Consider the following 26641-nt stretch of genomic DNA (forward strand, 5'->3'; position numbering starts at 1 on the left):
AAAAGTTGCTGCCTGTTGGGCAACACGCTAGGCTAGCAGCATAATAATCTTCACACTAAAAAAACAAGGAAGCGGCTTATGCCATACTCTTCGCGAATTGCCATAGCAACATCTTTACCACACCGCCTGTTTATACCGTTATTGCTGTCTGCCAGCCTGCTGCTGGCCACCGCCTGTGGCAAAGCGCCTGAGCCGAGAGTTGCCGCTACTGTCGATGCTGACAATATTGCCCGCCAGTATATGCAGCTGGTGTTAGCGCTGGGCGAGCATGACAGCAATTATGTTGATGCCTATTATGGCCCGGCGCAGTTACGTGATGAGGCGATAGCGCTTGAGCTGAGCGCAGGCCAGATAGCGGCGCAGGCGAAAAATTTATTGCAGAAAATTGATACCCAGCCGGTTTCCGACAACGACATGCAAAAGTTACGCTTGCATTATTTAGATAAACAGCTGCAAGCAGTGGCATTTCATGCTGACAGTTTAAGCCGCGGCAACAAGGCTAATTTTGAAGCCCAGGCCCAGGCGTTATACGACACCACGCCACCGAATTATAGCCTGAGCGATTTTGATGAAGTACTCGCTGGCATTGCTGAGCTGGTACCTGGCGAGGGCAGTTTAACGGAGCGAGTGGTGGCCTACCGCAAAAATTTTGTTATTCCGGCCGATAAACTCGATGCCGTGTTTCAACGGGCCATCAGCGAATGCCGCCAACGCACTGCAGCGTATATTAGCTTGCCCGAACATGAAGACTTTAGCTTGGAATATGTGCAAGACAAACCCTGGAGCGGTTACAACTGGTATAAGGGTAAGGCATACAGCTTAATTCAGATTAACAGCGAGCGGCCGATTGATATTTCCCGCGCGGTCGATTTAGGCTGCCATGAAGGCTACCCCGGCCACCATACTTACAATGCACTGTTAGAGCAGACACTGGTAAACCAGCTTGGTTGGCAGGAGTTTAGTGTTTATCCGTTGTATAGCCCGCAATCGTTAATTGCTGAGGGTAGCGCCAATTATGGCATTGAACTGGCGTTCCCCGGTGAGCAAAAGCTGCAGTTTGAACGTGATGTGCTATACCCACTGGCGGGGTTAAACCCTGCCACTGCCGCTGAGTACGCTGCCTTTTTAACATTAATGGCCCGCTTAAGTTACGCCGGTAACGAAATTGCCCGCCAGTACCTTAATGGCGACATCGACGGCGAACGGGCAGTGGTACTATTGCAGCAATACAGCCTGAACAGCGAGGCCGAAGCACGGCAGCGGCTACGCTTTTTTGACAGCTACGGCGCCTATGTTATTAACTACAACTGGGGTAAAGAGTTAGTAAAACAGTATGTTGAGCAAACGGATGATCAAAACGAGCGCTGGGCCCGTTTTATCCGGCTATTATCATCGCCACGTATTCCGTCATCGTTAGATTGGTAAATAAAAACACTTGCATAAGTAGGCGGCGTTCATTATCATGCGCGCCGTCCTGCCAGTACTTTTCAGTACAACGCAACTCTGCCCGGGTGGTGAAATCGGTAGACACAAGGGATTTAAAATCCCTCGATCGAAAGGTCGTGCCGGTTCAAGTCCGGCTCCGGGCACCATTAACTCCAAGCTTTACAATATCTTTTTGCTCCCAATCTCATACAGACACTAAAAGCCATACAACCATGCTTTGTAGTCAATTTGCAGCGTATTGTTTTTTTTCGAGCCAAATCACAGTTTTTAGCTGCATTGTTGCAAAAAAAAGCATAGTTTAAGGTTTTAATTAACAATTGGATCTGACCCCCAAGGTTAAACAACAACTTCTTACTATTATTGTTTCTAGTAGAATTGGCGACTAGTATTTACTTGCAGGGCTAATTAATTGTAACTGTTGATTCTTCCTTTTCATTACTTGTTTAACAACAGAGGTTTTTACTTTGAAATTTGACGCCCACGGCAGTTACCAGTTGAGCTTGAGAAACAATGTTATTGTGATGACGGTAAGCGGTGAATGGAACAAAGAAGCTGCTGAGCAAGCTTTTAGTGATATTCGAGCGCTTTTGCCAAAGATAACAACCTCGACGTTCGGGAAAATTATTGACGCTCGTCAATGGTCTTTAGGTACTCCTGAGTTTCAATATTTTACTAAGCAAGCGCTGCAAGACCTTGTTGAAAAAGGCTTGCGCTGTGAGGCTTATATTGTATTGTGGGTGAAGGTATGCTTAAAAAAGAACAAATTAGATCAATGACCCCAGATAGTGAACGCTATTCACGAATATTATGCAGCACCTTTGAAGAAGCAGAGCAATGGCTTGCGAACAAGGGGTACACCTAAAGCGTCATCCGTTTTACGCCTGCTTCTTAATAAAAAGGGTCCGGCTTTGGCGTTAATGCGTTAGTCCGTAATTCAACTATCTGCCAAGCTCATCCATGTTACCTAGCATTAGCAGCAACAGAAACAGCGCGACTCAGCACGGGGCTAAACGAGGGCGGCCCGTAGGTTGGCGTAAGCAGGCTTAATTTTGCTCTGACCCCAATTATTTTCTAACCCCAATTATTTCTTGAGAAACATCCTCCAAGCCAATTCGAATGTCGAAAAACTTTACGCATCTAGCCCCACATACTCCGACTTGGCTGCGCATAAGTGTGGCAATGAATTGATATATATAAGAAATTTATTTCTGGTGTAAAAAATGCATTTATAACGTTAGGCGGTTGAACTTTAAGCTGTAGCGAGCCTGATTGTTTTCATCATTTATCCCAAAAGGAAATCATTATGAATATCATATCTAAGCATGCGAGCAGTATACGCAATATCAACGCGCCGAAATCATCATCGGTTCTGGTATTGGCGGTGGTGGGCGTGTTTTGCTGCGCCTCCCCTGCATGGGCCACGCCCATTTTGGGTTCGGCTCAAAGTTTCGCGGTCCTGGGTGCCTCAACAGTGACCAATACCGGCCCGACCACGATCTGGGGAGATCTGGGTCTCTACCCAGGCACTTCGTACACGGGTGGGGGAAGCGTTACCCAGACAGGAACGGTACACCTAACGGATGGGGTCGCGCAGCAGGCTCAGCTCGATGCCCTCACTGCATACAATGTGCTTGCAGGTTTATCGTTCACCAGCGACTTAAGTGGTGTTGATCTGGGCGTCTACAACAGTTCAAACGCGCTGACCCCGGGCGTCTATAAATTTACCTCGTCGGCTCAATTGACTAACAGTCTATATCTAAACGCCCAAGGCAATGCCAATGCACTCTGGGTGTTTCAGATCGGGACGACGCTCACGACCGCAAGCGCCTCGAGTGTCAAGGTGATCAATGGCATTCTTGGTGCAGATTACGGTGTGTATTGGCAGGTAGGCACCTCCGCTACGCTTGGTACCAGCACGGCGTTCGCAGGAAACATTCTCGCGGATCAGAGCGTTACCTTGAATACCACGGCAACGATCCTGTGCGGTAGGGTCATTGCGTTGAATGCGGCGGTGACCATGGATACCAACACCATTTCCAACGATTGCCTCGCTGACAATATCAGCGGCCCCACCGACTACGGCAGCAAAGGCTTCAGCGGTAGCGGCGTCGGGGTCGTGGCCGTACCCGAACCGGTAACGCTGGCGCTGCTGGGCCTTGGATTGGTGGGGCTCGGATTTACCCGCCGTCGCCTGGTCTGAGAGAAAATTTCTCCATAACAGACCCCGCTGCGGCGGGGTTTGTCGTTTCTGAAACTTTGGAGTCAGGTCTTGCTTTTTGCTTGTTTGATGTTTGTGGTTTTTGACTTGTAGCAGTAAACGACATAAATGGCTTGGCAGGTACTTATTTTCAGTAGTTTTTCGGGTTGGCTATGCCGCTAACTTAGCGTAATTATTCAGCTTTTCAATATTGTGTATTAAACAGAACAGCTGCCATTAGCGTTGCAGTTTTTTATTGCTGGTGATGTTACCAAACACCGGCATTACTACTCAGATAACCCGTTTAAGCAGGAAGTTGAAATTTTAATAGCGCGACGCCAGCATGCGGCTAAACGAGGGCGGCCCGTAAGTTGGCGTAAGCAGGTTTAATTTTGCTCTGACCCCAATTAATGACCCCAATTAATATGCAGCATGTAGCGGCTTGATCCGATCCACTTCTTGCTTGACCGACTGCTTTGCCGTCCAAAGATCAACAGATCGCTGCGCGTTCAGCCAAAATTCCGGAGAGTTACCAAACAAACGAGCAAGCCGAAGCGCCATTTCGGGACTGATAGCACGGCGCTCGCGCAATAATTCATTTACTGACTGGCGAGAAACACCCAGAGATCCAGCCAACCCCGCAACGGTCAGGGCATAGTCCGGCAGAAAATCCTCTCTGAGCATTTCACCAGGGTGAGTCGGCTTGCGCTGCATGCCGGCAGTATTAGGTATAGCCATAGTCATCACCTCACTTAGTGGTAGTCACACACTTCGACCTCATGCGCATCGCCATCCTCGAAACGAAAACAGATACGCCACTGATCGTTTATTGAAATTGCGTGCTGCCCCTGTCTGCTTCCCGATAGTGGGTGAAGGCGATTGCCAGGCGGCACTTTCAAATCCTCTAGCTGTTCAGCCAGATCAACGTATTCAAGCTTTCTGGCAGCTCTCGGTGCGACATCCGCAGGAAACTTCTTAAATGTACCTTTAGAGTACAGCTCTTGAGTTCGTTTATCAGCGAAGGATTTGATCATGGGACAAAGTGTATTGCGTCACGTGACACTTGTCAATAAGGATGGGGAATGACTGCATAATGCCCCGTTAACAGGCAAAAAATAGTTGGCTAAAATTAGCGACGAAGGAGCAAAAGCCAACTGTTTTTGTCCTTTTAAGTGACTTGTTAGCATTACGGCCAGCGCTTCTTAAAGTTGTTTTCATGCGCCCACTGACTAAACTCACCATAGCTCTTCGTTGGAATTATTGCGGTAACGGGTTTTGTACCGCAATAACCTTCGGCGCTTGCTAGTAGTATTTGAGATTATCGGCTTTACCTCTGAACGCATAATAGGCTACTGCGGTATAGGCGGCGATAACCGGAATAACCACTACTGCACCCCAAAATATGATCAGTAACGATTCTCTGGAGCTGGCCGCCTGATACAGCGTCAATTGGTTGGGGACGATAAACGGGTAAAAGCTTAGCGCCAGACCCAAAAAGCTGCAGATAAAAATAATGTTACAGATAAAAAACGGCAGCCAGGCGCCATGGTCTTTGGGCAGTGGCAGCCGTTTCAGGGCTAAATAGCCAATAACAAACATAGCAAAACACAAAAGCGGTATGGCGGCAAATACATAGGCCATTGGTGGCTCTGTCCATACTTGAAACACATTGGCATTAACCAACGGGTTAATGGCGCTGACCGCCAAAATACCGCTAAGCGTTAATACTCCGGCTATTTTGCACTGTTTAATGGCGTGCAGTTGCAGCTCGCCACTGGTTTTGCCAATTAACCAGGCATTGCCGATCATGGCATAGGCGGCGGTAACACACAGTCCGCTGAAGCAGGCAAAAATAATGCTGCCTGTATTATATTGCAGCCCCATAACATAAATACCCAGCATAAAGCCTTGGCTAAAGGTGGCGAGCAAAGAGCCTGCTTTAAAGGTGTAATCCCAGCGCGCTTTGCGGTTGGCTTTTACCTTGGCCCGAAAATCAAAGGCTACGCCCCGTAATATCAGGCCAATCAGCAGCAACGCTGCCGGTAAATATAACACATGCAAAATGGCGCTATGTGCCTTCGGAAACGCCACCAGCAGTAAGCCCACTGCTAACACCAGCCAGGTTTCATTGGCATCCCAGAACGGGCCGATAGAGGCAATGGCGGTGTCACGCCACGGCTCATTGTGCATCGGCAGGGTAATACCGACGCCCAAGTCATAGCCATCTAAAATGGCATATAACAGTATTGAAAAAGCGGTAAGGCTGCCAAAAATCAGCGCCAAATGCTCTGCAGTAAGCCAGCTCATAACGATGCTCCTGTTGGCGCGCTTGGTTTCGCCCGGCTTTCGGCTAAGCCGGGTAGGGTTAAGTCGTACTCTTCTACCTCTACCGCACGGTTTGCCAGCCAAAACAGCGTTTTAATATAGGCCGTGAGTAACACGGCATACAGCACCAGATACATGACCAGGGTAAGCGCCACATGCTCACCCGGCACGGTGGTGACCGCATCACGGGTTTTTAATATGCCATACACTAAATAAGGTTGGCGGCCAATTTCGGTAACATACCAGCCGGCTAACGTAGCCACCCAGCCAGAGAATGTCATGCCAATCAGTATTTTAAGCTGCAAGGGCGAGAGTGAGTTGTAGCGCAATAAGCGGTAACTGCTCCACCAGGCCATTAGCAACATCAGCATGCCAATACCCACCATTACCCTGAAACTGTAAAATACCGGCGCCACCGGGGGGTGTTTACCGACAAATTCATTTAAGCCTTTTAGCTCGCCGTTTGCGTCATGCGTTAAAATTAAGCTGGCCAGTTTCGGTATTTCAATGGCAAAGCGGTTTTGTTGGGTTTCTTGATCAGGAATGGCAAATAATACCAGCGGTGCCCCCCGCTGGGTGTGCCAGATACCTTCCATCGCCGCAACTTTTTGTGGTTGGTGCTCAAGGGTATTTAAGCCATGAAAGTCACCAACCACGGCCTGCGTTGGCGCTAAAATAGCGGCGCTAAGCAGTGCCGTTTTAAGAGTAAGCCTGGGGGCTTTTTTGTTGTCACCGCGCAGTATGCGGTAAGCTGAAATACCGGCCACCAGAAACGATACCGTTAACGCTGAGGCTATCAGCATATGGGTAAAGCGATAGGGGAATGACGGGTTAAAGATAATGGCGAACCAATCGGTAGCATGCGCCACGCCGTCGCGCATTTCAAAACCGGCGGGGGTATGCATCCAGGAATTTAGTACGATGATCCAAAAGGCCGAAAACGTGGTGCCCAAGGCAACCAGAAAGGTGGCTAAGGTATGGGCCCAGCGTGGCACTTTATTAAAACCAAACAACATAATGCCCAGCATGGTGGCTTCTAAAAAAAATGCCGTGAGTATTTCATAAGCTAATAACGGGCCGGCGATATTGCCAATGCTTTCCATAAAGCCCGGCCAGTTGGTACCAAACTGAAACGACATAGTAATGCCGCTTACCACGCCCAAGGCAAAGGTTAAGGCAAATACTTTTACCCAAAAACGGTAGGCCCGCATCCACACCGGGTGTGTGGATATATCAAAGCGCACTTTGAAATAAAACAATAACCAGCCCAAGGCGATGGTAATGGTAGGAAATAAAATATGAAAACTGATATTAGCCGCAAACTGGATGCGGGACAAAATTAAGGTATCTAACATAACCACCTCAGTATGATGCTGCTAGGCATCTTTTTTCGAGCGAAATTTATCAGTAAATTCCAGTACCTTGCTCACGCCTGAACCCAGCTTCATTAGCGTGTTCAGTTTTTCCGGTGACAACGACTGCAGGCTTTGCGTCCATTCGGTAATATTTTCCAGTAAATCATGAATTTCAGTAATGCGTTGCTGGGCATATGCTTCGTGTTTATTGCCGGCTTCATCCATCATAATGTCGCGTAGTAGCGACAAGGTCGGGTCCATTTCGCGCTTTCTGCGCTCTTCAAATACTTTGTTTGCCATGTCCCAGATAGTGCCGCGGCAAAAGTAATATTCTTTCCGGTCGCCGGCTTTGTGTTGCACCTGCACCAATTGCCAGCTGCCCAGCTCTTTTAAACCCATGCTGACATTGCCGCGGGAAATGCCCAGTAGCTCGCCAATGTCGTTAGCGCAAATCGGTTCTTCACTCACTACCAGCAAGGCGTAAATTTGCCCTACGGTGCGGTTAAATCCCCAGCGGCTACCCATTTCGCCAAAGTGAAAAACAAAAGACTCAATCATTGGTGTCATTTGCATATATCAATCCTTATTGAACTTTCAGAAATTATTGAAACATATTACGGCAGAAGTTTGATCTGGATCAAGTGCTTTGCTAAAAACTAAGGGTGTATGTAGTTGTGGGCGAGTGTGCTGCATTATTGACAGTTCGGCAGCGGTTGCTCTGGCATCGCAATTGCCAATTCGTATTGGCTTGATATACTGTATACATAAACAGTATTGGTAAGCAGTATTGGTAAAAAGTATTGAGGTGTTCTATGTCTGCAGTATTTCTCGGCAACGCCGATGTGTGGCCAACCCAGCGCATGCCATTTTACAGTGACCCGGTAAAGGCCGGTTTTCCATCCCCGGCGCAAGACTATATTGAGCGCACACTAGACTTAAACGAGCTGTGTATTCGCCATCCTAATGCCACTTTTTTTGTGCGGGTAGAGGGCGACTCTATGATTGACGCCGGTATTTTTGATGGCGATGTGCTGGTGGTAGACCGCTCAATAGATGCCGAGCATGGTGATATTGTGGTAGCGGCTGTGGGCAGCGAATTCACGGTAAAACAGCTTTGCACCCAGCCAGTGCTGCAGTTACTGCCGCGTAATCCGGCGTATCCGCCTATTTGCCTGCAGGATGGCGACGAGCTGAATATTTTTGGTGTGGTTACCAACGTTATCCGGCAAATGAAGCGAAAATGAGCCGCCAATGTCGCTGAAACACATTGAAACGGTATTTGCGCTGGTTGACTGCAATAACTTCTATGCCAGCTGTGAAAAGCTGTTCCGGCCTGATCTTACTGACACGCCGCTGGTGGTGTTGTCGAACAATGACGGCTGTGTGGTAGCTCGCTCGAAAGAAGCGAAAAAACTGGGTGTAAAAATGGGCGTGCCGCTATTTCAGGTACGTGAATTGATGCGCCAGCACGGCATACTGGCGTTTTCATCAAATTATGCGTTGTATGCCGATATATCGCAGCGGGTAATGAGTACGCTGGAAAACCTGGCGCCCCGGGTAGAGGTGTACAGCATAGACGAAGCTTTTTTGGATTTAAGCGGCATGCAGCAACTGCATAACCTGACTGAGTTTGGTGTAACGGTGCGACAACACATTCAAAAGTGCGTTGGTATAACGGTATGCGTCGGTATCGCGCCCAGTAAAACCCTGGCTAAGCTGGCTAACCATGCGGCTAAAACCTGGCAGCAAACCGGCGGGGTGGTTGATTTAACCAGTAAAACCCGCCAGCGTAAGTTACTGGCGCTATTGCCGGTGGCTGAGGTGTGGGGTATAGGCAGTAAGCTGAGTAAACGCTTACAACAGCTGGGTATTGACACGGCATTGCAGCTGGCCGATACCGCGCCTGAGTTTATTCGACTGCATTTCTCGGTGGTGGTAGAGCGCACTGTGCGCGAGCTTAACGGTGAGTCTTGCCTTGCGCTGGAAGAGATGGCGCCAACTAAGCAGCAAATTATTTCTAGCCGAGCCTTTGGCGAGCGCATTACTGATAAAGGGCAGATGGCTGAGGCCATTAGTGAATACATTAGCCGCGCCTGTAAAAAGCTGCGGCATGAGCAGCAGCAAGCCAAGCAGTTAACGGTGTTTTTACGCACCAGCCCGTTTAGTGATAAAGACGCCCCCTACAGCGCCAGTAAAAGCGTGGCACTTGAGCGCCCCAGCAGCGACACCCGGCTATTTTTAGCCAAAGCGCTGCAGCTACTGGATGCACTGTGGGTTAACGGCTACCGCTACGCCAAAGCTGGGGTAATGCTGGCCGACTTTTACGACCCGGGCGTGTATCAGCCAGGTTTGTTTGACGAGCCGCGGATGCAAAAGGGTGCAGACGACAAGCTTATGCAATTAATGGACACGCTAAATGCCAAACACTGCCATACTATTTGGTTTGCCAGCCAGGGCGCCAAACAAGAGTGGAGTATGAAGCGGGAAATGCTGTCACCGGCCTACACCACTAACTGGCAAGAGATACCGAAAGTCAGGTAGGAAAAGAGCCAGGTAGAAAATAGCCAGGCAAACAAAGAGTCAGGTAGGTTAACTTTTGCAATGATGTGTGCTGTACTGTCGTTAGCACTGCCAGCAGCAGGCGATAATGTAAGTACTAAAAATTAACGGAGCGCCACGTATGTCATCTGACAATACTGAACAAAATGAACACGGTATCGCTCAATTTGCCGCCTTGAAAACCGCCATTGCAAATGGTGAAGAGGCCTTGGTAAAAGAGTTATTGGCAAACCAACCGATGGCAGAACTTGAAAAAAACTATTTAATTGACTTAGCTAAGCTGGGCAATAACCGCACTATTATAGCGTTACTTGAAGACATTCCGCTAAAAGAATAGGGTGAAATATCAATCGAGGTATTTTGATCACAGGATGGCTCCGGCGGGGCAGGCAACGTTACGTGGCCTATAAACTAATGTACTGTACGATACGTAAGCTTATTTGATAATACACTGGTTTACTAGTAAGGCTAATGTGTAGCCTGTAACCTAAGCCCATAACCCGGGGCTAGAGACATCAATATGCAGCTTATTTGTTTTGACTTAGACGGCACGCTTTTAAACGACGCCTCTGAAATATCCCCTTTTACTAAAGAGACCCTGCTGCTGTTAAGCGCAAAAAACATAGCCTACACGGTAGCAACCGGGCGCACTATGCTCTCGGCGCAGCGTGTGGTAGCCGGGCATAATTTTGTGTTGCCTCATATTTATAATAATGGGGTAACTGTATGGGACCCTAAGATTCAACAACTTACGTTAGAAAACGTGCTGAGCAGTGCTGAAATTTCCACCATTGTTACTGTAGCGCTTGCCGCGGGTATTTCGCCTTTTGTTAATGTTATCGATAAGCAGCAGCATGTTATTTTTCATGCGGATACACGCCACGAAGTAGAAAAAAATCTGGTACAGAAATATTTTGTTAATACCAGCGCAACGCTGTTGCCGTTGGCAGCATTACCGCTTAATAGCCAGGTAACCAACATTAGTATGATTGGTGATGCCGATATTATTCATGGTATGTGGTTAGCGCTTAATCGCCATGCAAATCTTATTGCTTACTCAGGGCCCGCTTTAGAAGGCAAGCAATTCAGGTGGATGGATGTGCATCATTGCCTGGCCAATAAGGGTGCTGCAGTAACCAATTTAAAAAAACAATTAGGCGCCACTAACGTGATTTGCTTTGGCGATGGCGATAACGACTTAAGTATGTTTGCGCTGGCCAATGAAAGTTATGCCCCCGCCAATGCCACCGCTGAAATTAAGCAGGCTGCAACGGCGGTTATTGGGCATAATCATTTGGATGGTATCGCGCACTTTTTGCGTGAGCGCTTTTCGTTATAGTGGGGCTATTACCACGCCAGTTACAGTGCCAGTGTTAATATTTGCCGCGCTTTGGCTAAGGTAATATCGTTATGTTCACCCAGTGCCGTCATGCCGTTGCGTTCCAGGTTAGCAATTAGCGTATCGATATCGGCTGCGGCCAGGTTGTAATCGGACAACCGGGTTTTTACGCCCATATGTTCAAAAAAGTCCTGAGTCGCTTTAATGGTTTTATCGATTATTTCCTCGTCGCTGCCACTGCTGATATCGAACACCCGCTGGCCAAACTGCAGCAACTTCTGCCGCTTCTTATCGCGCTGCACATACAGTAAAGTGGGCAGTACAATCGCCAGTGTTTGGGCATGATCCAGGCCAAACAGCGCAGTAAGCTCGTGACCAATCATGTGGGTAGCCCAATCTTGCGGCACACCTTTACCAATTAAACCGTTTAGCGCCATGGTAGCAGACCACATTACATTGGCTCGCACGTCATAATCTTGCGGCGTAGCTAAGGCCTTAGGGCCTTCAGTAATTAATGTTTGCAAGATGCCTTCGGCAAACCGGTCTTGTAATGGCGCATTAACCGGATAAGTCAGGTATTGCTCTATAACATGCACAAAGGCATCAACTACGCCATTGCCCACTTGTTTAACCGGCAGTGAAAAGGTATAAACCGGATCGAGCACCGCAAATACCGGCTGCACTAAGTCAGAGCCAAAGGCACGTTTTTGCGACGTGGCTTTATTGGTGACCACGGAGTTGCCGTTACTCTCAGAGCCGGTAGCCGGCAAGGTTAGCACCGCACCTACTGGTAAAGCCTTAGTAAACGATGCGCCTTTGGCCAGAATATCCCATGGCTCGCCGGCAAAATGCGCCGCGGCTGCAACAAACTTAGCACCATCAATTACGCTACCGCCGCCCACAGCCAAAATAAAATTAATGTCTTTGGCGCGCACCAGTTCAACGGCTTGCAGCAGTTTCTCTAAACTAGGGTTAGGCTCTACCCCACCAAACTCATGATACGTTACGCCATCCAGCACCTTAACAACATCATCATAAACGCCATTATGTTTTATTGAACCACCACCGTATAACAGCAGCACTTTGGCATCAGCCGGCAAGCGGCTGGTTACTTCGCTTATCTGGCCTTTACCAAATAAAATCTCGGTTTGGTTCTTAAAATTAAAATTTAACATTACAGCTCCGGTATTTATCATCTGCTGCTACTTAGCAGCCAAACAGTATTATTTAGTGGCTAGTTGTTTTAGCACGGCAGCGGCCAGTGCTTTATCTGAAAAGGGGTTTTGTCCGGTGATGAGCTCACGGTCAACCACCACATTCGGTGTCCAGTTTTCGGCATACTGCATGTTACCACCGGCTTGTTGCATCGCTTTGCCGGGGTAGTATTGCAATTTTTCACCATTAAGCGATGCTTCAAATACCGCCTCTTCTGTGTTGGAAAAAATGGTCATGTTGTAGCCGGCATAAATCCAGTTTTGTGCGGTGGCAGGGTTTTGTTTAACCAGCGCTTGCTGAAATGCCTGCGGGTTTTGTTGCGCTGATAACAGTGCAATAGGTCCGTGGCAAATGGCTGCAGTGGGCTTAGCGTTCGCGTTAAAGTGGCGTAAAATTTCGCCTACTTGCGGATTATCCGCCAAATCAATTAACGGTGCATGGCCACCCGGAATAAATACCGCGTCGTAGTGCGCTAGGCCTCCTTGCAAAATTTCGGTGAGCGACAAGGTGTCGTCAATACCCGGTAGTGCGGCAATTACCTGAGTAATGCGTTGCATTTCGGCTTCGCTACCACCAAAGTAATCAGTAGTAACCGACTTTTTATCCACTGCCGGTGCATTGCCTTTGGGTGACGCCAGTACCAGCTTATAACCAGCTTTTATAAACGCATCGGCCGGTACACCAAACTCGTTTAGGTAGTAACCGGTAGGTTCGGTTTTGCCATCTTGCAGTTGCAGTTGGCGCTCGCTCGATAACAACACCAGTATCTGGCCTTTACTGTCCACGGCCAATGCGGCATTGCTTAAAAGGCCAAATAATGCCAAAGATAGAATGGTTCGCTTGGTCATGCAGACTCCACATTAATGAGGCAGCGACTTAAATGTCAGCTACGTTTTTAGTCAGTAAAGCTTACGGCGTTTTACTTGTGGTTAGAACTCAGCTCTTTTATCATTAGCCATCATATTTCTGATGGCTGGTAAGTTATGTCTTATTTTGTGCAGTTACGTACCTTTGTCGAGGTGTACCGCTGCGGCACTATTACTAAGGCTTCCGCCAATTTAGGCTTGTCACAACCGGCTGCTACTGCGCATATTCAAAGCATTGAGGCATTAGTTGGCTTTGCCTTGTTTGAACGCAAGGCCCGCGGCGTTGAGCCAACGGCTGCGGCGCATGATTTAGCATTACAAGTGTCTGGGCACTTAGATGCGGTAGAGCAAAAACTGGCCTCGGTGCGTAATCGCAGCAATGCGGTGTATGGCACGCTGAACATTGCCGGGCCTGCTGAATACATTAGCAGTATCGCCGGGGCACAGTTTGCTAATTTATTACAGGCTGGCGAAGTAAATTTAGTGGTGCACATTGGTAATAAAGACCGCATTTACCAGTTGCTGGCCGACGGCAGTGCAGAACTGGCGATTACAGCATCAACGCCAGATGCGGCGTTATACGATTATCACATTATCGACAGCGAGCGGTTAATGCTGGTGGCCAATCGTTTTACTGCGGGCCATTTAGCCGAAAAACCGCTTAGTAGCGAGCGACTAAGGTTGTATCCGGTGGTCAGTTATGATCAGACTTTACCGCTTATTCGGCCGTATTTTAATGCGGTGTTTAATGATAGCTGCCAATCGCCCATCGCCGCCATTTGCCCGGATATTCGCGCTATAGCAGGCATTGTTAAGGCGGGTATTGGTTACAGCGTGTTGCCCGATTATTTATGCCGGGCGGCAATAAAAAGCGGCGAGTTAATGCAACTAGGGCAATTAGGCCCAGAAAATTTTATTTATTTAGTCTGGCGAAAAGGGGCACTAAAACACCCACGGGTAAGTTATGCCAAAGATATTTTAATGGCCTTTGCCAATATTAATAAATACGCGGGTACCAGCTAGCGCTCATAAACAGGTAACGCTTCTTTTCTCACTGTCTCTAACCAATATCGCAACTCGTGATCTAGCCGTCGGTCAACTTCGAGCATATTAAAGCTTGCGCTAACATATTGAATAAAATCGTTAAGTTGCTGACTGATTGGCATGCTTACAGCTGTTATTTTTGTTCGTAACTGGCATGCTTGCCAAGCCGCGAGCATAGTGGCAACCGTTACTTGCTCTGTCAGCTCAATGACCCTTATTGCGTCACGTGCGGCGATGGTCCCCATACTTACTTTGTCTTGATTGTGGCACTCAGTTGAACGCGAAAAAACCGAAGCAGGCATAGTAAGTTTTAATGCCTCTGCCGCCCAAGCTGAGCAGCCAATTTGCACGGCTTTAAAGCCATGATGAATGGTCACTTCTGCTGCTGGTGGGGCAGATAAATTTGCAGGTAAACCATTATTAACGCGGTTATCTAACAACAGCGCTATTTGCCGATCATGCAGATCAGCCAAGTTTGCTACAATAACTTTTAAGGTGTCCATGGCCATAGCGATATGACCACCATAAAAATGGCCGCCATGTAACACGCGTTCACCTTGGCCATCAATAATAGGATTATCGTTGGCACTGTTAAGCTCATTTTGGATAGTGTGTTGCAAAAACGGTAAGGTATCGCGAACAACACCAATAATATGCGGCGCACAGCGTAAGGAATAACGGTCTTGTAACCGTGCTGTGTTTCTTGACGCTTGGTGGTCTATTAAATCTTCACGTAACCATGCGGCCACTTGTTGTTGGCCAGCATGAGGTTTGACTGAGAAAAGCATTTCATCAAAATGGTAGGCATTACCGGCAACACCAGCACAGGTAAGCGCTGTAACTTTAGTCGATAGGCGACTAAGATAATCTGCCCTTTGCCAGGCTAAACAGGCAACTGCTGTCATTACTGCAGTGCCATTCATTAGCGCCAGCGCTTCTTTAGGTTTTAGCACGTAAGGACTAACCCCAAGCTTAGCAAACGCTGCGGTAGCCGTCATTTCCTGCCCTTTCAACCAAACTTGCCGCTCGCCAATTAACGCACCTGCCACATATGAAAGGGGCGTTAAATCACCACTGGCGCCAACGCTGCCCTCTTGTGGAATAAGCGGCAACATATCTTGATTTAGCATCAACACCAGATAGTCTAGTAGCGCCATACTGACACCAGAATAGCCCTGAGTTAAAGAACACAAGCGTACAGCTAAGATAGCGCGAGTTTGCTCTGCTGAAAACATTTCACCCAAGCCACAGCCATGAAAACGAGTAAGGTTAATGGGTAACTGTGCCGTTAATTCATGAGGTACAGCTACGGTGCAACTGTCGCCATAGCCTGTAGTTACGCCATAAACTTTGCCTTCTTCTAAAAGTAAGCGCTGCACAAACAGTTCACCGGTATGTATTTTATCGATAAACGCAGTGTCTTTAGAAATACATGCTTCAGCAGTACCCCGAGCTAATGCCACTATATCGGCAAGACTAAGTCGGCTTTCACCATATACAATACTTCTTTTCATTGCTGGTTTTCCTTGTCGTGCCAATCAGTCTCTTTACCTATTTCGTTAACAGGTATGGAGGTTGCAACGGTATAACGTTGGGGAATTTCATGCACCGATAGGTTTTTTATCGCCCACGCGTGTACCTCATTAATTAATGATTTTTCGTCTTCTGCTGACAACTTAACCGCAACAATTAATAAGGCCTTTAAACCACGACTATTATACTCTGAGAGTAATCGTACACGTGCATCATCTACTCTGACATGACGCGCCAACTGCTGTGCAATGTGTGCAGGGAATACATTAATGCCATTAACTGACACCGCCTTGTCTACTCGTCCGACTGGACGAAAGAGCTGCTCGTTTTGCCAGTCTAGAGTATCAGGCAAACTTACTTCAGCCTTGGCAAGGTAATCAAATAGAGTTTTATCTGCCTGCCTTTGCCAGCGGGGTAATAATTGGTAGGGTGCTGCTGCGTCGTTGCGGACACCAATGCCAGCTGTTTCTGAACTGCCATATACTTCTATTATGGTGTCAATGCCTCGTTGCTGCAGAGATTGCAACGTTTGTGCCGGACACGGGCCCGTTGAACTCAGTAGTGTAATGCCTGCAGGCACAGTCCATGTTCGTTTTTCAAGTTGTTGTAATAAAGCGGGGTAAGCAATGACTACATCACCTTGCTTTAAGCGAGCATTTAATAAAATAGCGTAGCTGCTTAACCCACGAGTCACTGGTACAGCGAGCAAGGCAGGTAGCATTACGGTGAATAAAAAGCCATAAATATGATGTGTTGGCACCATGCTTATTACGCGCTCAGGTGTAATGGCCAGTGTCTGAAAATAGTCTTTAAAAAATACAATCTCTGACAGCAGCGTTTGCCAGGTATGCACCATATGCTTTCGGGTACCAGTTGAACCAGAAGTAGAGAAACAAATGTCGGTGCTGCCGAGCTCACGACTTTTAACCACCACTTCTGCCCATTCAGCCAAAGTGTGAACACGAAGCAAGTAATCTTCAATGCCGCTGTGTTGCATTTGAAAAAAAGTAACAACCCGAGACGCGATAGACATCCATTCCAGAGAATCTATAATAATCTCATTGTCAGCACCTTTACTGCGGTGCTGTAAAGTTATAACTGAAGATGCTTGCCACTGAACACTGTTAAGTAAATCGGCGTCTTTGTCGTTGGCTGCGCCCCTACGCATTAGCACCAGCTCATCGGCAATAAGTGAGCCGATTACTGGCACTAAGGTATTGGCAGCTAAGTCAATTGGGCTGGAAGCGTTGGGGATCAAAGGCGTTTAACAAAAACCCAGTAAGAGTCACCAACCGTGGCTTTTTTCATGTGTACTTTAACTTTGGTTGGTTTCATTTCATAGTCGAAGGTGTACTCGAACATGGTATTCAAATTACCGTTTTTTATGCCATCATCAAAGCGGCCTTTAAATTCTTTACTATTGGTACAAGGTGCGACTTCACGGAAAAAATTTTTGCCTATTACCGCTTTTGGATCGCGTCCGGTAATATCACCTTCAGCGGCGTTGTACATTAGCACTTTGCCTTGGGCATCAAGCTGAATGGCGCCAAAAGCAACTTTGTCTAATTGTTCCATAGACATATTTGCTAATTTGTTTTCGATGTCAGTAGTACCAAACTTAATTACTTCCACGATATACCTCATTGGTTAATTGGTTCATTGTTTGAGATTGTTTTAGTTATAATTATGAATGTTAGATCACTCAAAAGGTGTTTTAGGCATTCAGCTAAGCAGTGGTTAGCGAATATATAGATTTTAGCATACATCAAGAAGAATAAGGCTAAAATCAAATGGGATGTGTAAAAGCCATTAGCGATTTTCAGGGGCTCACGATGCGTATTGTTTTATGGTTCGTCATGGTTTTTTGCTGTCAGCTTAGCGCTGCTGATAAAACGCTTACTGTAGCGGTGAATATTGGTCCTCCATGGGCGTTTTATGAAGAAGGAAAAGGTATTACCGGCATAGATGTCGAAATTATCCGGCATGTTTTTACTAACATGGGTTATAAAACGGAGTTTCAGTTACTGGCCTATAACCGGCTGATAAAAGAATTTAATGCGGGTAAGTTTGATGTGGCAAGTCCGGCTGCTTTTTCGTCAGAAAATGGTTATTTAACCATAGCTTATTTGCCCTTTAAGGATGTGGCGGTCTCGCTTAAAAGAAATAATATTACACTCAATTTTATAGGCGATTTAAAAGATAAAAAAATCATTGCTTATCAATTTGCCAGCGCTGTATTAGGTGATGAATTTACTACTGTAATAACAACAGCACATTATTTAGAAGTGGCTGAACGAGAGCTACAATTAAAGCTGTTGGTAAACGATAGAACCGATGTGGTTATTGGCGAGCGACGGCTGTTAACTTATATTGGCCAAAACTTCTTTCCTAATGAAACCCTGGCTATTCACCCTATATTTGTTACAAAATCCTATGGCGCAATTCTAAAAGATAAACACTTACAACAACTATTTGATCAGGAGTTGGCAACGTTAAAAACATCGGGTGTTTACCAACAGATATTAAGTAAATGGCCATAATGTTGCATTGCCAACTTAACCCCGAAGCTTAACGAATAATATGCCAGGCAGTTTGGCGGCCGGCCAGGTAGATAACCCGCTTGCCGTCAAAATAGGCACTTTGTTCCAGTTTTATTTGCAGTTGCTGCTGGCTCCACTCGGGTACTGCCTTTTTAATATTACCCTCAATGGCATGCGCAGTATTAGCATAAAGTGGCCAGTCGCCTTGCACCGTAGTAGGTCCCTGATTATCCCACATACCAATAGTGGGGCCCGGTGCATGGCCGACAAAGCCAATGGCATGGGTGTAAGTGCTGCTATTAATGCCGGCTTTTTTTGAGGCGTTTATGGTGGCCGCCAGTATTTGATTGCCGCTGCGGCCGGTTTTAAACTCGCGGGTCAATAAATCCTGCCAGCGATTACCGGTTGCCAGTGCCGCTTTTAAACCTTCAGGTACAACAGCCTCGCCAATTTTCAGCACATAAGCCATTTCCTGGGTATCGGTACACAATTTCAGGTAACAAATGCCAACATCGGTATGCAGCACGTCACCGCGCTGAATAATGCCGCTGCTGCCACAAAATGGGTTGTCTGCCTCACAGGCGATACCGGCCCGTTGTAAGTTAACGTCGGGCATAAACCACACCGGTAAATTAAGTTGCTCAAACCGCTCACGCATATACCAGGCTACATCGTCGGTAGTGGTTACCCCTGGGGTAATCACCATATTGCTAAAGGCCTCGGCAATGACTGAACGCGCCAGGCTAACAATTTGTGGGTATAACGCCAGCTCGGAAGTGGTGCGCTGTTCCAGCCAGCGTACGACTAGCTTCTCAGCCGACACTAGCCGGCTGTGGTATTCAGTAGGTAACGCCTTAAGCAGCTGCTGGTGTAAGCCAGAGGTTAAGCCATCGGCCACCGGCCAATGTTCAGATATATTAATACCAATATTTTTGGGGTTGCGTTTAACCATTTCGTCGGCCAGTGCCTGCCATTGTGCTGTTAAGTCTCCGCCGGCCCAGGCCGACTGATAAGGCGCCCCTAGCGGATAACGGTTAACCGACAGTTTGGCTACTGAACCATCGGCCTGGCGGCTAAATAGCAGCATGGTGGTGCGCCTTGCGGCAAAGGTAGGTTGCGGTACCAGGGTAAAATACACCGGGTCTTCGGCGTATTCGCGGTTAATTACCAGCCACATATCTAAGTCGGCCTCTGCCATCAGTTGCGGTAGCAGCTTGTCCAGCCGTTCCAGCAGAATATGGTTTTCTGGGGCTATGCGCTGTCGCGGGCTTAGCACCTGGTAATCAGCAGCCGAATTATGCAGCCGGCCTTGTTCAAATTGTGGTTGAGCTGTCTGCGCAAAAGATGCCAGCAGCAGCGTAGCCATTGCCGGAAGTAATATGCCTGCCTTCATTAATGTCTCTACTTATAGTTTTGGTTAGCTTGTTTTAAGCCAGATACTTGTTGAATGCAATATTCCCAAGCGCTAAAGCTCGGTCTTGTCAGTGAAAATAAGAAACGGCTGGCCGCCGGTTTTGGCCTGATACATTGTGTGGTCAGCCTGTTGCAGCAAAACGGCTTGGCTAGTGGCATGCTTTGGCGCCAGGGTAATACCAATACTCATATCCAATTTTACCGAGGTAGTTTCACTGCTATTTTCTGACAAGGTAATATTCAGTGGTTGAACGGTAACCTGATAAATGCGCTCTGCAATAGCGGGCACGTCATCATCGTGCTGAATATGCGCTAATAATGCAAACTCATCACCGCCAATCCGGGCAAGCAATTCATTATTGCGAATGGTGTGTTTTAAACGTTTTGCCAGCGCAATAAGCACCCGATCGCCGGCAGCATGGCCATAAGTGTCGTTAATAAGTTTAAATCCATCCAAGTCAATAACAAACAATGCTAGGCTGTTATTGCTTTGGTCGTTTTTTTGTAAGCCGGCTAAGTGCTCGGCGAATTTTTCTTCAAAGTAACGGCGGTTAGGCAGACCGGTTAGCGGGTCTACATGCGCCAGTCGCTCCATTTCAACTAATTTTGTCATACGCTCGGTAATGTCGGTTTGCATTGAAATGTAACCAGTATAGCGCTGCTTTTCGTCATATAATGGCTCGGCATAGACATGCACCCAAAAGGGTTTGCCCAGCTTGTTGTAATACAAAATATCGACGTTAAGCGGTTGTTGCAGGCGCACATGTTGACGAAATTTTTGAATGGTGACAGGGTTGGTTTCAGGGCCTAACAGCAGTTCTGCCGGGGTTTTTCCCGTTAACTCCTCCAAGGCATAACCGCATAACTTGCTAAAGCCACTATTGCACCACACCATGCGATTATGCAAATCGGTATACAGCACACCATTAGCCGTTTGCTCGGCAATCCAGGCCAGCCGGCGGTGTTCGGCTTGCAGGCTGCGTAAATAATGCAGCTGAAACTCGTTTTCAGCATCTTTTGCCAGATCAAGTAATAGGCTTTGCTCATCAACAGTGAGGTTTCTGGGCTTACTATCGAGTAAACACAAGGTACCCAAGGCATGCCCATTAAATGTCCGGATAACGGCGCCGGCATAAAAACGGATATAAGGCTCTTTTGTTACTAATGGGTTCGTTGCAAATCGCGGGTCGGCCATGGCATCAGGAATAACCAGTATTTTTTCCTCTAAAATGGCATAAGTGCAGAAAGAGATATCACGTGCTGTTCCCTGCAGGCAGGTGCCTAAACGGGCTTTAAAGTATTGAGTTTTTTCATCCAGCAGCGTTAGTAAGACGATGTCGGGATTAAATAATGCCTTAGCCAGCCGGGTGATACGGTCGAATCGTTCTTCTGGCGGAGTATTGATCAGGCCAAGTTGCTGCAGCGCAGCCAGCCGGCTTTGTTCGGTGATTAACGGCATATTGTCAGGCATAGAAATTATCTTACTCTTAAGCGTCTGCAATTAGTTATAAACGTTTGCAGCCAAAAAGCGAGTTTACTAACAGCTTGTTTTGCCTAATACGGTAGCGGTTTTAATGTAGTTTGCAACTCAATCAGTAATAACAACTGTCAACCTGCCTGATAATTTGCGATACACTATTGCCAGAATACGAAAAAGGAGCGGTTATGCCACGTTACTCTGCTGATTTTATTAAAGCCATGCCTAAATCTGATTTACACTTGCATTTGGACGGTAGCCTGCGGCTGAACAGCCTGATTGAGATGGCAAAACGAACCAATACCACACTGCCGTCGCAAAGTGTTAGCGGTTTGAAAGAGTTGGTGTTTAAAGACAAATATCAGAACTTGGGCGAATACTTACATTGTTTTCAGTATACCTGTGCTGTGCTACGTGATCCGGAGAACTTAGAACAAGCCGCTTACGAGCTTGCTATAGATAACCAGGCAGAGGGCGTTAATTATATTGAAGTGCGCTTCGCGCCACAATTACTAATAGATTTAAGCCGCGGTATCGACTTTGACCAAATAATGCACGCGGTGAATAACGGTTTAAAGCGGGCCATGAATGAGTATAATCGCACGGAAGTGGTGCTTAGCGGCGACAAACCCGCATTTGGCTATGGCATTATAAATTGCGCCATGCGCATGTTTGGCGATAAAGGGTTTTCACCTTATTACACTAATTTATTTCAGCTAATGCGTGACTTTGCGCCAATGGACGTGATTAAACTGGCGGCGATGGAGCTGGTGCGGGCCAGTGTGCGGCTTCGCGATGAAAGCGCCATGCCGATAGTGGGCTTGGATTTAGCCGGTCAGGAGTCGGGTTATCCGGCCAGTAAGTTTAAAGAAGTGTACGAGTATGCTCATCAGCATTTTATGCTGAAAACCTTACACGCTGGTGAAGCTTATGGCGCTGAAAGCGTATTTGAAGCCATTACCGAGTGTTATGCCGACCGCATTGGCCATGGTTATTCGATGTTTATTCCAGACATGATCCACAGCCCGGACATTACCGATAAAGCAGCCTATATTCGTAACCTGGCCAGCTACATAGCCGACAAACGTATTGCTATTGAAGTGTGCCTGACCAGTAACCTGCAAACGAACCCGCAAATAACCGATATTCGCCAGCATCAGTTTAAAGCGATGCTGGATAACCGAATGGCAACGGTAATTTGTACCGATAACCGCCTAGTGTCGAACACCACCGTTTGCAATGAATACCAGCTGGCCCTGGATAATTTTGATATTCCGTTAAAGCGCTTAAAAGACATGGTGGCCTACGGTTTTAAAAAAAGCTTTTTTCCTGGTAGTTACGTGGAAAAACGCCAGTATGCTAAAAACTGCTTGGATTATTTTGACCGGGTTGCTAAGCAATATGGTTTTATTAATTAAAACAATAAGATAGTGGTTTTGTCGCAAAACGCATACAGTATAAGCTGTTGATTTTAAACAATTATAATTTAAAGTGATTAATGGTGTCGCTAATTGCAGACACAAATAGTATGTTTAACGGTGTTTAAACTTAAAATGTTTTTTAAAGCACTGATAAATAACAATAAATAAAATATGGCACAACACTTGTATATACCTAAGGTAATTACCGGAGGTGTGTATGGATTTGTTCTTAGTTTTTATCACGATGTTCCTGGTTGCTAACATGATGCTAGTAGTAACACTGTTGCGTCGGGTCGATTTAAATAATCCCAGTGTTCAGGCCTGGGAAATGCAGCACGCTGCAGCTCGGTTGCAACAAGCACCGGCAACGGCCACTTTTACCCCGGTTTATGATGTGTCTAAAGCACAGTAACGCCCAACACATTCCCATGAGTTCAGCACCTTGCTGAATGCTTGTTCAGGCCAGCGCCCCTTACTGGCCTGTTTTTTTTAGTTAAACAGGTTATGCTAGCGCTAACGACTATTGAGTTTAACTACCTATGCGTTTTCCATTGCAAACTGCCTCGTTACGCCAACTGGTTATACTGAGTTTTTTACTGGCGATGATCCCGGTAGGCGTGCTGATGTGGCAAAGCCATAAAGCGCTGTCAGGGTTAAGTCGCTTTGCTACCAGCGAGGCCGAAAGCGCGGTGACCAGTGTACGCCGGGCTGAAAGCATGCAAAATCTGGTGGTTGATATTGAACGGGCCGCCCGCCAGTTTGCTGTGGTAAAAACCGAGGCACTGGCAAAAGTGGCGCAAAACCATATTAGTAATCAGCAAGCTAGCCTTAGCCAACTTTGTAACGACTTACCTGCGCTGAACGACTGTGCTCAGCAGCAGGCCGATTTACAGCTGTTGGCTAGCCAGTTTAAGCAGTTAACCGGCAGCCCATTAGAGCAATTATTGCAGCAAATCAGGCTACGGCAGCAGCAAATAAGCCAGCAAATTTGGGATTTATTAGAGCAGCGGTTAGTAAATCAACAACAGCTGGTGCAGGATACGCAGCAACGACAAGCCTGGCAAACGGTAGCGCTGGTGCTATTAACCTTACTATTGGTGCTGTGGGCGTCGGGTCGGGTAGCGGCACCAGTTAAAAAACTCGATAGAATGATCCGGGCGATAGGCCAGCAACAACAATTTCCTGAAGAAAAATTGCAGGGCCCGCGTGAACTTTCAGAGCTGGGCGAACAATTACGTTGGTTAAGTTCACGTTTACAGCAATTGGAAGCGCTGCGACTGATTTTATTGCGCCATGCCTCGCATGAATTAAAAACGCCGTTATCGAGCATTCGCGAGGGTTGCGCCTTATTGACAGAACAATTGTTGGGGCCATTAAATCCGCAGCAATTAGAAGTGGTGATGCTGCTTAATGGCAGTGCCGACCGGCTCAGCCAGCTTACCGAGCAGCTACTGGATTACAACCGGTTATTGCAACAAGCTAAGCCGGAGTTAAGCCATCAGGTGCCACAGCAGTTGCTACAAGCCTGCTTTGCCGACCATGCGCTGTCATTACAGCAACGGCAGCAACAAATAAAGCTGGATTGCCAGCTTACTAGTATTTATACCGATGACACCCTGTTTCGGCGAATTCTGGATAACCTGATTAACAACGCGCAAGCCTATGGTGCTGAAAGTAGTCCGGTTTGGGTTAACCTTTATAAAAAAGACGGTATGCTAGTGCTGGACGTGGCGAATAACGGCGCGCCCATTCCCACGGCATTGCGTGAGAAATTATTTGAGCCCTTTCAACGTGGTACCACGCCGCGATTTGATGCGGTGCAAGGCTCTGGCCTGGGGTTATCTATTGTGGCTGACTGTGCCCGTTTACTCGGTGGTCATGCCGATATTGTTGATGTGGTGTACGCCGATGTTTGCATCAGAGTGCGTTTACCACTGTTAGAGGAAAAATAAAATGAGACGATTGCTGATATTGCCGCCGATGTTATTGTTACTGGTGTCGTTGTCAGGGTGCCAGTTGTTAAATAAGCAACCATTGCTGCCCACCGCAGAGCCTGAGCTGAGTGAAACAACAGAGCCAACGTTACCTGATACCACCGCACCGTTATTGCAAGATGTGTCGCTTAGTCTGAATGACGATGTGGCGAACTTGCAAGCTTGGGTGAATTACCGTGCCAGTCTACTAGACGACCGCTCGTTGTGGCGTGAGTCATTAGCGGAGTTAGTCGAGCCCGATCCGGTGCAAATGCTGCAGCGCGTTATGCTACAACTGCATCCGGACACGCCTTATTTAACCCGGTTACGTATACAAATGAAGTTGGCCGAACAAATTGCCGCGCTACCGCCCGGCTTGGCAGCGTTAATTAGCTGGGACTTAACCTTTAATCAGAAATTGTTGGAAACCGAGTCGGCAGTCAGTGCCCTTACCCGGCTAAATGCCCAGCAACAGGAAAACATTGAACGGTTGCAAAAAATTAATAAAGATCTGCAGAAAAAAATTGATGCGTTAACCCAAATAGAAGCTCAGCTTAATCAAAGTATTAACGGGGGTAATAATGGCCGACCCTAAACCACGTTTACTGCTGGTAGATGATGATCCCAGCTTACTAAGGTTATTAACCCTGCGCCTTGAAGGCGAGGGCTATCAGGTGATCAGCGCCGATTGTGCTGAAACGGCGCTAACCCTTTTAACCAAACAAAGTGTTGATGTGGTGCTAAGTGATCTGCGTATGCCAGGTTTGGATGGTATGAGCCTGTTTGATGAAATTGCCAAGCGCTATCAGGGCCTGCCGGTCGTATTGATGACCGCCCATGGCTCTATCCCGGAAGCTGTAGCGGCTACGCAGCGCGGGGTATTTGGCTTTTTAACCAAGCCACTGAATAATATTGAACTGCGCGATATTTTGACCCAGGCGGTGCACCAGTCGGTGCCCGAGCAAGCCGACTGGCGCGAAGAAATTGTCAGTCGCAGCCCGTTAATGGCGGCGTTGCTAGAGCAAGCGTATCGGGTAGCGCAGCGCGATGTCAGTGTGCTAATTACCGGCGCCAGTGGTACCGGTAAAGAACTACTGGCCAAAGCTATTCATAAAGCCAGTCCACGTAATGGCAAAAATTTTGTCGCCATAAACTGTGGTGCCTTACCCGAACATTTGCTGGAGTCGGAATTGTTTGGCCACAGCAAGGGGGCGTTTACCGGTGCCGTGTCAGAACATGGTGGTTTATTTCGCGAAGCCGACGGCGGCACACTGTTTTTAGATGAAATTGGCGATATGCCGGTGGCATTACAGGTTAAATTGCTACGGGCGCTACAAGAGCGGCAAATTCGTCCGGTAGGCAGTAGCAAGACCATTGCCATTAATGTGCGGCTACTGTCGGCTACTCACCGTGATTTACAACAAGCGATGGCTGATGGCAGTTTTCGGGAAGATTTATACTATCGTTTAAATGTCGTTAATTTGCACTTGCCCGGGCTGGAACAGCGGCCTGAGGATATTCCACTGTTAGCCCGGCATGTACTGGCACTTAGTGCCGAGCGCCATAATGTTAAAGTTACCCGCTTTGCTGATGATGCGTTGCAAACACTGGCCACGGCAAAATGGCCCGGCAATGTGCGACAACTGGTTAATGTGGTAGAACAATGCGTTGCTCTTACCCAAAGCCCGGTCATTAATCGAAGCCTGGTAGAGCAAGCATTGTCACAAAATACCCGCTATTGGCCAACGTTAACCGATGCTCGGGATCAGTTCGAATGTCAGTATTTGGTGCGGGTGCTAAAAATGACAGAAGGTAATGTCACCCGGGCAGCCGAGCTGGCCGGGCGCAACCGTACCGATTTTTATAAGCTATTAAAAAAACATGAATTGAGTGCCGCACAAGTCGCTAGTGACACGGAAGAGCTGGAATAACACCCAC

26 protein-coding genes and 1 tRNA gene are annotated in these 26641 nt (G+C 47.4%); 15 read left to right on the top strand and 12 right to left on the bottom strand.

Going from position 1 to position 26641, the window contains the following annotated elements; genetic code table 11:
• Positions 1–78 precede the first annotated feature (78 nt).
• The 4 genes from VT06_RS01755 to VT06_RS01770 all read left to right on the top strand — a co-directional run bounded on the left by VT06_RS01755 (position 79) and on the right by VT06_RS01770 (position 3646).
• Positions 79–1425 (top strand): hypothetical protein, encoded by a 1347-nt coding sequence (locus VT06_RS01755; RefSeq protein ID WP_046552548.1) that lies wholly within the window; start codon positions 79–81, stop codon positions 1423–1425.
• An 80-nt stretch (positions 1426–1505) separates the two neighbouring features.
• Positions 1506–1592 (top strand) — tRNA-Leu (locus VT06_RS01760).
• 318 nt (positions 1593–1910) lie between these two features.
• Positions 1911–2222, top strand: a complete 312-nt coding sequence (locus VT06_RS01765; RefSeq protein ID WP_046552549.1) for a hypothetical protein — start codon at positions 1911–1913, stop codon at positions 2220–2222.
• Positions 2223–2749: 527 nt separating this feature from the next.
• Positions 2750–3646 (top strand): PEP-CTERM sorting domain-containing protein, encoded by an 897-nt coding sequence (locus VT06_RS01770; protein ID WP_082122418.1) that lies wholly within the window; start codon positions 2750–2752, stop codon positions 3644–3646.
• A 417-nt stretch (positions 3647–4063) separates the two neighbouring features.
• On the opposite strand, the gene VT06_RS01775 is transcribed toward VT06_RS01770, so the two are convergent.
• The 5 genes from VT06_RS01775 to VT06_RS01795 form a co-directional block, all read right to left on the bottom strand.
• Positions 4064–4381, bottom strand: coding sequence for a HigA family addiction module antitoxin (locus VT06_RS01775; RefSeq protein WP_046552550.1), 318 nt, complete (start codon positions 4379–4381; stop codon positions 4064–4066).
• A 14-nt stretch (positions 4382–4395) separates the two neighbouring features.
• Entirely contained in the window at positions 4396–4677 is a 282-nt protein-coding gene (locus VT06_RS01780; protein ID WP_046552551.1) for a type II toxin-antitoxin system RelE/ParE family toxin, read from the bottom strand.
• A 268-nt stretch (positions 4678–4945) separates the two neighbouring features.
• On the bottom strand, positions 4946–5950 hold the full coding sequence (locus VT06_RS01785) for a cytochrome d ubiquinol oxidase subunit II (RefSeq protein WP_046552552.1): 1005 nt from the start codon (positions 5948–5950) through the stop codon (positions 4946–4948).
• Positions 5947–7323 (bottom strand): cytochrome ubiquinol oxidase subunit I, encoded by a 1377-nt coding sequence (locus tag VT06_RS01790; RefSeq protein WP_046552553.1) that lies wholly within the window; start codon positions 7321–7323, stop codon positions 5947–5949. Before VT06_RS01790 ends, VT06_RS01785 begins: the two co-directional genes overlap by 4 nt.
• 21 nt (positions 7324–7344) lie before the next feature.
• Positions 7345–7896, bottom strand: a complete 552-nt coding sequence (locus tag VT06_RS01795; RefSeq protein WP_046552554.1) for a GbsR/MarR family transcriptional regulator — start codon at positions 7894–7896, stop codon at positions 7345–7347.
• Between the two features lie 287 nt (positions 7897–8183).
• On the opposite strand from VT06_RS01795, the gene umuD reads away from it, so the two are divergent.
• The 4 genes from umuD to VT06_RS01815 all read left to right on the top strand — a co-directional run bounded on the left by umuD (position 8184) and on the right by VT06_RS01815 (position 11221).
• Positions 8184–8567: a translesion error-prone DNA polymerase V autoproteolytic subunit gene (umuD, locus tag VT06_RS01800; RefSeq protein WP_369796878.1), complete on the top strand. Its 384-nt coding sequence runs from the start codon at positions 8184–8186 to the stop codon at positions 8565–8567.
• 7 nt (positions 8568–8574) lie between these two features.
• Complete coding sequence (gene umuC / locus VT06_RS01805) at positions 8575–9864, top strand: translesion error-prone DNA polymerase V subunit UmuC (RefSeq protein WP_046552556.1); 1290 nt, start codon at positions 8575–8577, stop codon at positions 9862–9864.
• Positions 9865–10003: 139 nt separating this feature from the next.
• Positions 10004–10219 (top strand): hypothetical protein, encoded by a 216-nt coding sequence (locus VT06_RS01810; RefSeq protein ID WP_046552557.1) that lies wholly within the window; start codon positions 10004–10006, stop codon positions 10217–10219.
• 183 nt (positions 10220–10402) lie between these two features.
• Positions 10403–11221: an HAD family hydrolase gene (locus VT06_RS01815; RefSeq protein WP_046552558.1), complete on the top strand. Its 819-nt coding sequence runs from the start codon at positions 10403–10405 to the stop codon at positions 11219–11221.
• Between the two features lie 20 nt (positions 11222–11241).
• Here the strand turns inward: VT06_RS01815 and VT06_RS01820 are convergent, their stop codons facing one another.
• The gene (locus VT06_RS01820) at positions 11242–12396 is read right to left on the bottom strand and encodes an iron-containing alcohol dehydrogenase (RefSeq protein WP_046552559.1); all 1155 of its coding nucleotides are present in this window, start codon (positions 12394–12396) and stop codon (positions 11242–11244) included.
• A 48-nt stretch (positions 12397–12444) separates the two neighbouring features.
• Positions 12445–13284, bottom strand: coding sequence for a type 1 glutamine amidotransferase domain-containing protein (locus tag VT06_RS01825; RefSeq protein WP_046552560.1), 840 nt, complete (start codon positions 13282–13284; stop codon positions 12445–12447).
• Between the two features lie 135 nt (positions 13285–13419).
• On the opposite strand from VT06_RS01825, the gene VT06_RS01830 reads away from it, so the two are divergent.
• Complete coding sequence (locus VT06_RS01830) at positions 13420–14325, top strand: LysR family transcriptional regulator (RefSeq protein WP_046552561.1); 906 nt, start codon at positions 13420–13422, stop codon at positions 14323–14325.
• On the opposite strand, the gene hutH is transcribed toward VT06_RS01830, so the two are convergent.
• From hutH to pyp, 3 genes are read right to left on the bottom strand one after another with little or no spacing between them, the layout of a single operon-like run.
• On the bottom strand, positions 14322–15860 hold the full coding sequence (gene hutH, locus VT06_RS01835) for a histidine ammonia-lyase (protein ID WP_046552562.1): 1539 nt from the start codon (positions 15858–15860) through the stop codon (positions 14322–14324). The two genes, VT06_RS01830 and hutH, sit on opposite strands and share 4 nt — an antisense overlap.
• On the bottom strand, positions 15857–17137 hold the full coding sequence (locus tag VT06_RS01840; RefSeq protein WP_052750141.1) for an AMP-binding protein: 1281 nt from the start codon (positions 17135–17137) through the stop codon (positions 15857–15859). Before VT06_RS01840 ends, hutH begins: the two co-directional genes overlap by 4 nt.
• Positions 17134–17511 carry a photoactive yellow protein gene (pyp, locus tag VT06_RS01845; protein ID WP_200897883.1) on the bottom strand — a complete coding sequence of 126 codons (378 nt, stop codon included), beginning with the start codon at positions 17509–17511 and terminating at the stop codon, positions 17134–17136. The genes VT06_RS01840 and pyp overlap by 4 nt, the downstream gene beginning before the upstream one ends.
• Positions 17512–17711: 200 nt before the next feature.
• On the opposite strand from pyp, the gene VT06_RS01850 reads away from it, so the two are divergent.
• On the top strand, positions 17712–18419 hold the full coding sequence (locus VT06_RS01850; protein WP_046552564.1) for an ABC transporter substrate-binding protein: 708 nt from the start codon (positions 17712–17714) through the stop codon (positions 18417–18419).
• A gap of 28 nt (positions 18420–18447) precedes the next feature.
• Here the strand turns inward: VT06_RS01850 and VT06_RS01855 are convergent, their stop codons facing one another.
• Complete coding sequence (locus VT06_RS01855) at positions 18448–19812, bottom strand: M24 family metallopeptidase (RefSeq protein ID WP_082122419.1); 1365 nt, start codon at positions 19810–19812, stop codon at positions 18448–18450.
• A 72-nt stretch (positions 19813–19884) separates the two neighbouring features.
• The gene (locus VT06_RS01860) at positions 19885–21303 is read right to left on the bottom strand and encodes a diguanylate cyclase domain-containing protein (protein WP_082122420.1); all 1419 of its coding nucleotides are present in this window, start codon (positions 21301–21303) and stop codon (positions 19885–19887) included.
• 194 nt (positions 21304–21497) lie between these two features.
• Here VT06_RS01860 and VT06_RS01865 point away from each other — a divergent pair, with 194 nt between their 5' ends.
• The 5 genes from VT06_RS01865 to VT06_RS01885 all read left to right on the top strand — a co-directional run bounded on the left by VT06_RS01865 (position 21498) and on the right by VT06_RS01885 (position 26634).
• Complete coding sequence (locus VT06_RS01865; RefSeq protein WP_046552567.1) at positions 21498–22727, top strand: adenosine deaminase family protein; 1230 nt, start codon at positions 21498–21500, stop codon at positions 22725–22727.
• A 220-nt stretch (positions 22728–22947) separates the two neighbouring features.
• Entirely contained in the window at positions 22948–23142 is a 195-nt protein-coding gene (locus VT06_RS18375; protein WP_046552568.1) for a hypothetical protein, read from the top strand.
• A gap of 127 nt (positions 23143–23269) precedes the next feature.
• Positions 23270–24682, top strand: a complete 1413-nt coding sequence (locus VT06_RS01875; protein ID WP_046552569.1) for a HAMP domain-containing sensor histidine kinase — start codon at positions 23270–23272, stop codon at positions 24680–24682.
• A 1-nt stretch (position 24683) separates the two neighbouring features.
• Positions 24684–25298, top strand: coding sequence for a hypothetical protein (locus VT06_RS01880; protein ID WP_046552570.1), 615 nt, complete (start codon positions 24684–24686; stop codon positions 25296–25298).
• Positions 25285–26634 carry a sigma 54-interacting transcriptional regulator gene (locus tag VT06_RS01885; protein ID WP_046552571.1) on the top strand — a complete coding sequence of 450 codons (1350 nt, stop codon included), beginning with the start codon at positions 25285–25287 and terminating at the stop codon, positions 26632–26634. The genes VT06_RS01880 and VT06_RS01885 overlap by 14 nt, the downstream gene beginning before the upstream one ends.
• Positions 26635–26641: the final 7 nt, after the last annotated feature.

This window comes from Arsukibacterium sp. MJ3, from assembly GCF_000987765.1.
Classification (GTDB): domain Bacteria; phylum Pseudomonadota; class Gammaproteobacteria; order Enterobacterales; family Alteromonadaceae; genus Alishewanella.

Excerpts from the sequence above, each read along its gene's own strand:
- VT06_RS01755 (WP_046552548.1), top strand. The coding sequence starts at position 79 with ATGCCATACTCTTCGCGAATTGCCATAGCAACATCTTTACCACACCGC.
- VT06_RS01770 (WP_082122418.1), top strand. The coding sequence starts at position 2,750 with ATGAATATCATATCTAAGCATGCGAGCAGTATACGCAATATCAACGCG.
- VT06_RS01775 (WP_046552550.1), bottom strand. The coding sequence starts at position 4,381 with ATGGCTATACCTAATACTGCCGGCATGCAGCGCAAGCCGACTCACCCT.
- VT06_RS01780 (WP_046552551.1), bottom strand. The coding sequence starts at position 4,677 with ATGATCAAATCCTTCGCTGATAAACGAACTCAAGAGCTGTACTCTAAA.
- VT06_RS01785 (WP_046552552.1), bottom strand. The coding sequence starts at position 5,950 with ATGAGCTGGCTTACTGCAGAGCATTTGGCGCTGATTTTTGGCAGCCTT.
- VT06_RS01790 (WP_046552553.1), bottom strand. The coding sequence starts at position 7,323 with ATGTTAGATACCTTAATTTTGTCCCGCATCCAGTTTGCGGCTAATATC.
- VT06_RS01795 (WP_046552554.1), bottom strand. The coding sequence starts at position 7,896 with ATGCAAATGACACCAATGATTGAGTCTTTTGTTTTTCACTTTGGCGAA.
- umuD (WP_369796878.1), top strand. The coding sequence starts at position 8,184 with ATGCCATTTTACAGTGACCCGGTAAAGGCCGGTTTTCCATCCCCGGCG.
- umuC (WP_046552556.1), top strand. The coding sequence starts at position 8,575 with ATGTCGCTGAAACACATTGAAACGGTATTTGCGCTGGTTGACTGCAAT.
- VT06_RS01810 (WP_046552557.1), top strand. The coding sequence starts at position 10,004 with ATGTCATCTGACAATACTGAACAAAATGAACACGGTATCGCTCAATTT.
- VT06_RS01815 (WP_046552558.1), top strand. The coding sequence starts at position 10,403 with ATGCAGCTTATTTGTTTTGACTTAGACGGCACGCTTTTAAACGACGCC.
- VT06_RS01820 (WP_046552559.1), bottom strand. The coding sequence starts at position 12,396 with ATGTTAAATTTTAATTTTAAGAACCAAACCGAGATTTTATTTGGTAAA.
- VT06_RS01825 (WP_046552560.1), bottom strand. The coding sequence starts at position 13,284 with ATGACCAAGCGAACCATTCTATCTTTGGCATTATTTGGCCTTTTAAGC.
- VT06_RS01830 (WP_046552561.1), top strand. The coding sequence starts at position 13,420 with ATGTCTTATTTTGTGCAGTTACGTACCTTTGTCGAGGTGTACCGCTGC.
- hutH (WP_046552562.1), bottom strand. The coding sequence starts at position 15,860 with ATGAAAAGAAGTATTGTATATGGTGAAAGCCGACTTAGTCTTGCCGAT.
- VT06_RS01850 (WP_046552564.1), top strand. The coding sequence starts at position 17,712 with ATGCGTATTGTTTTATGGTTCGTCATGGTTTTTTGCTGTCAGCTTAGC.
- VT06_RS01855 (WP_082122419.1), bottom strand. The coding sequence starts at position 19,812 with ATGAAGGCAGGCATATTACTTCCGGCAATGGCTACGCTGCTGCTGGCA.
- VT06_RS01860 (WP_082122420.1), bottom strand. The coding sequence starts at position 21,303 with ATGCCTGACAATATGCCGTTAATCACCGAACAAAGCCGGCTGGCTGCG.
- VT06_RS01865 (WP_046552567.1), top strand. The coding sequence starts at position 21,498 with ATGCCACGTTACTCTGCTGATTTTATTAAAGCCATGCCTAAATCTGAT.
- VT06_RS18375 (WP_046552568.1), top strand. The coding sequence starts at position 22,948 with ATGGATTTGTTCTTAGTTTTTATCACGATGTTCCTGGTTGCTAACATG.
- VT06_RS01875 (WP_046552569.1), top strand. The coding sequence starts at position 23,270 with ATGCGTTTTCCATTGCAAACTGCCTCGTTACGCCAACTGGTTATACTG.
- VT06_RS01880 (WP_046552570.1), top strand. The coding sequence starts at position 24,684 with ATGAGACGATTGCTGATATTGCCGCCGATGTTATTGTTACTGGTGTCG.
- VT06_RS01885 (WP_046552571.1), top strand. The coding sequence starts at position 25,285 with ATGGCCGACCCTAAACCACGTTTACTGCTGGTAGATGATGATCCCAGC.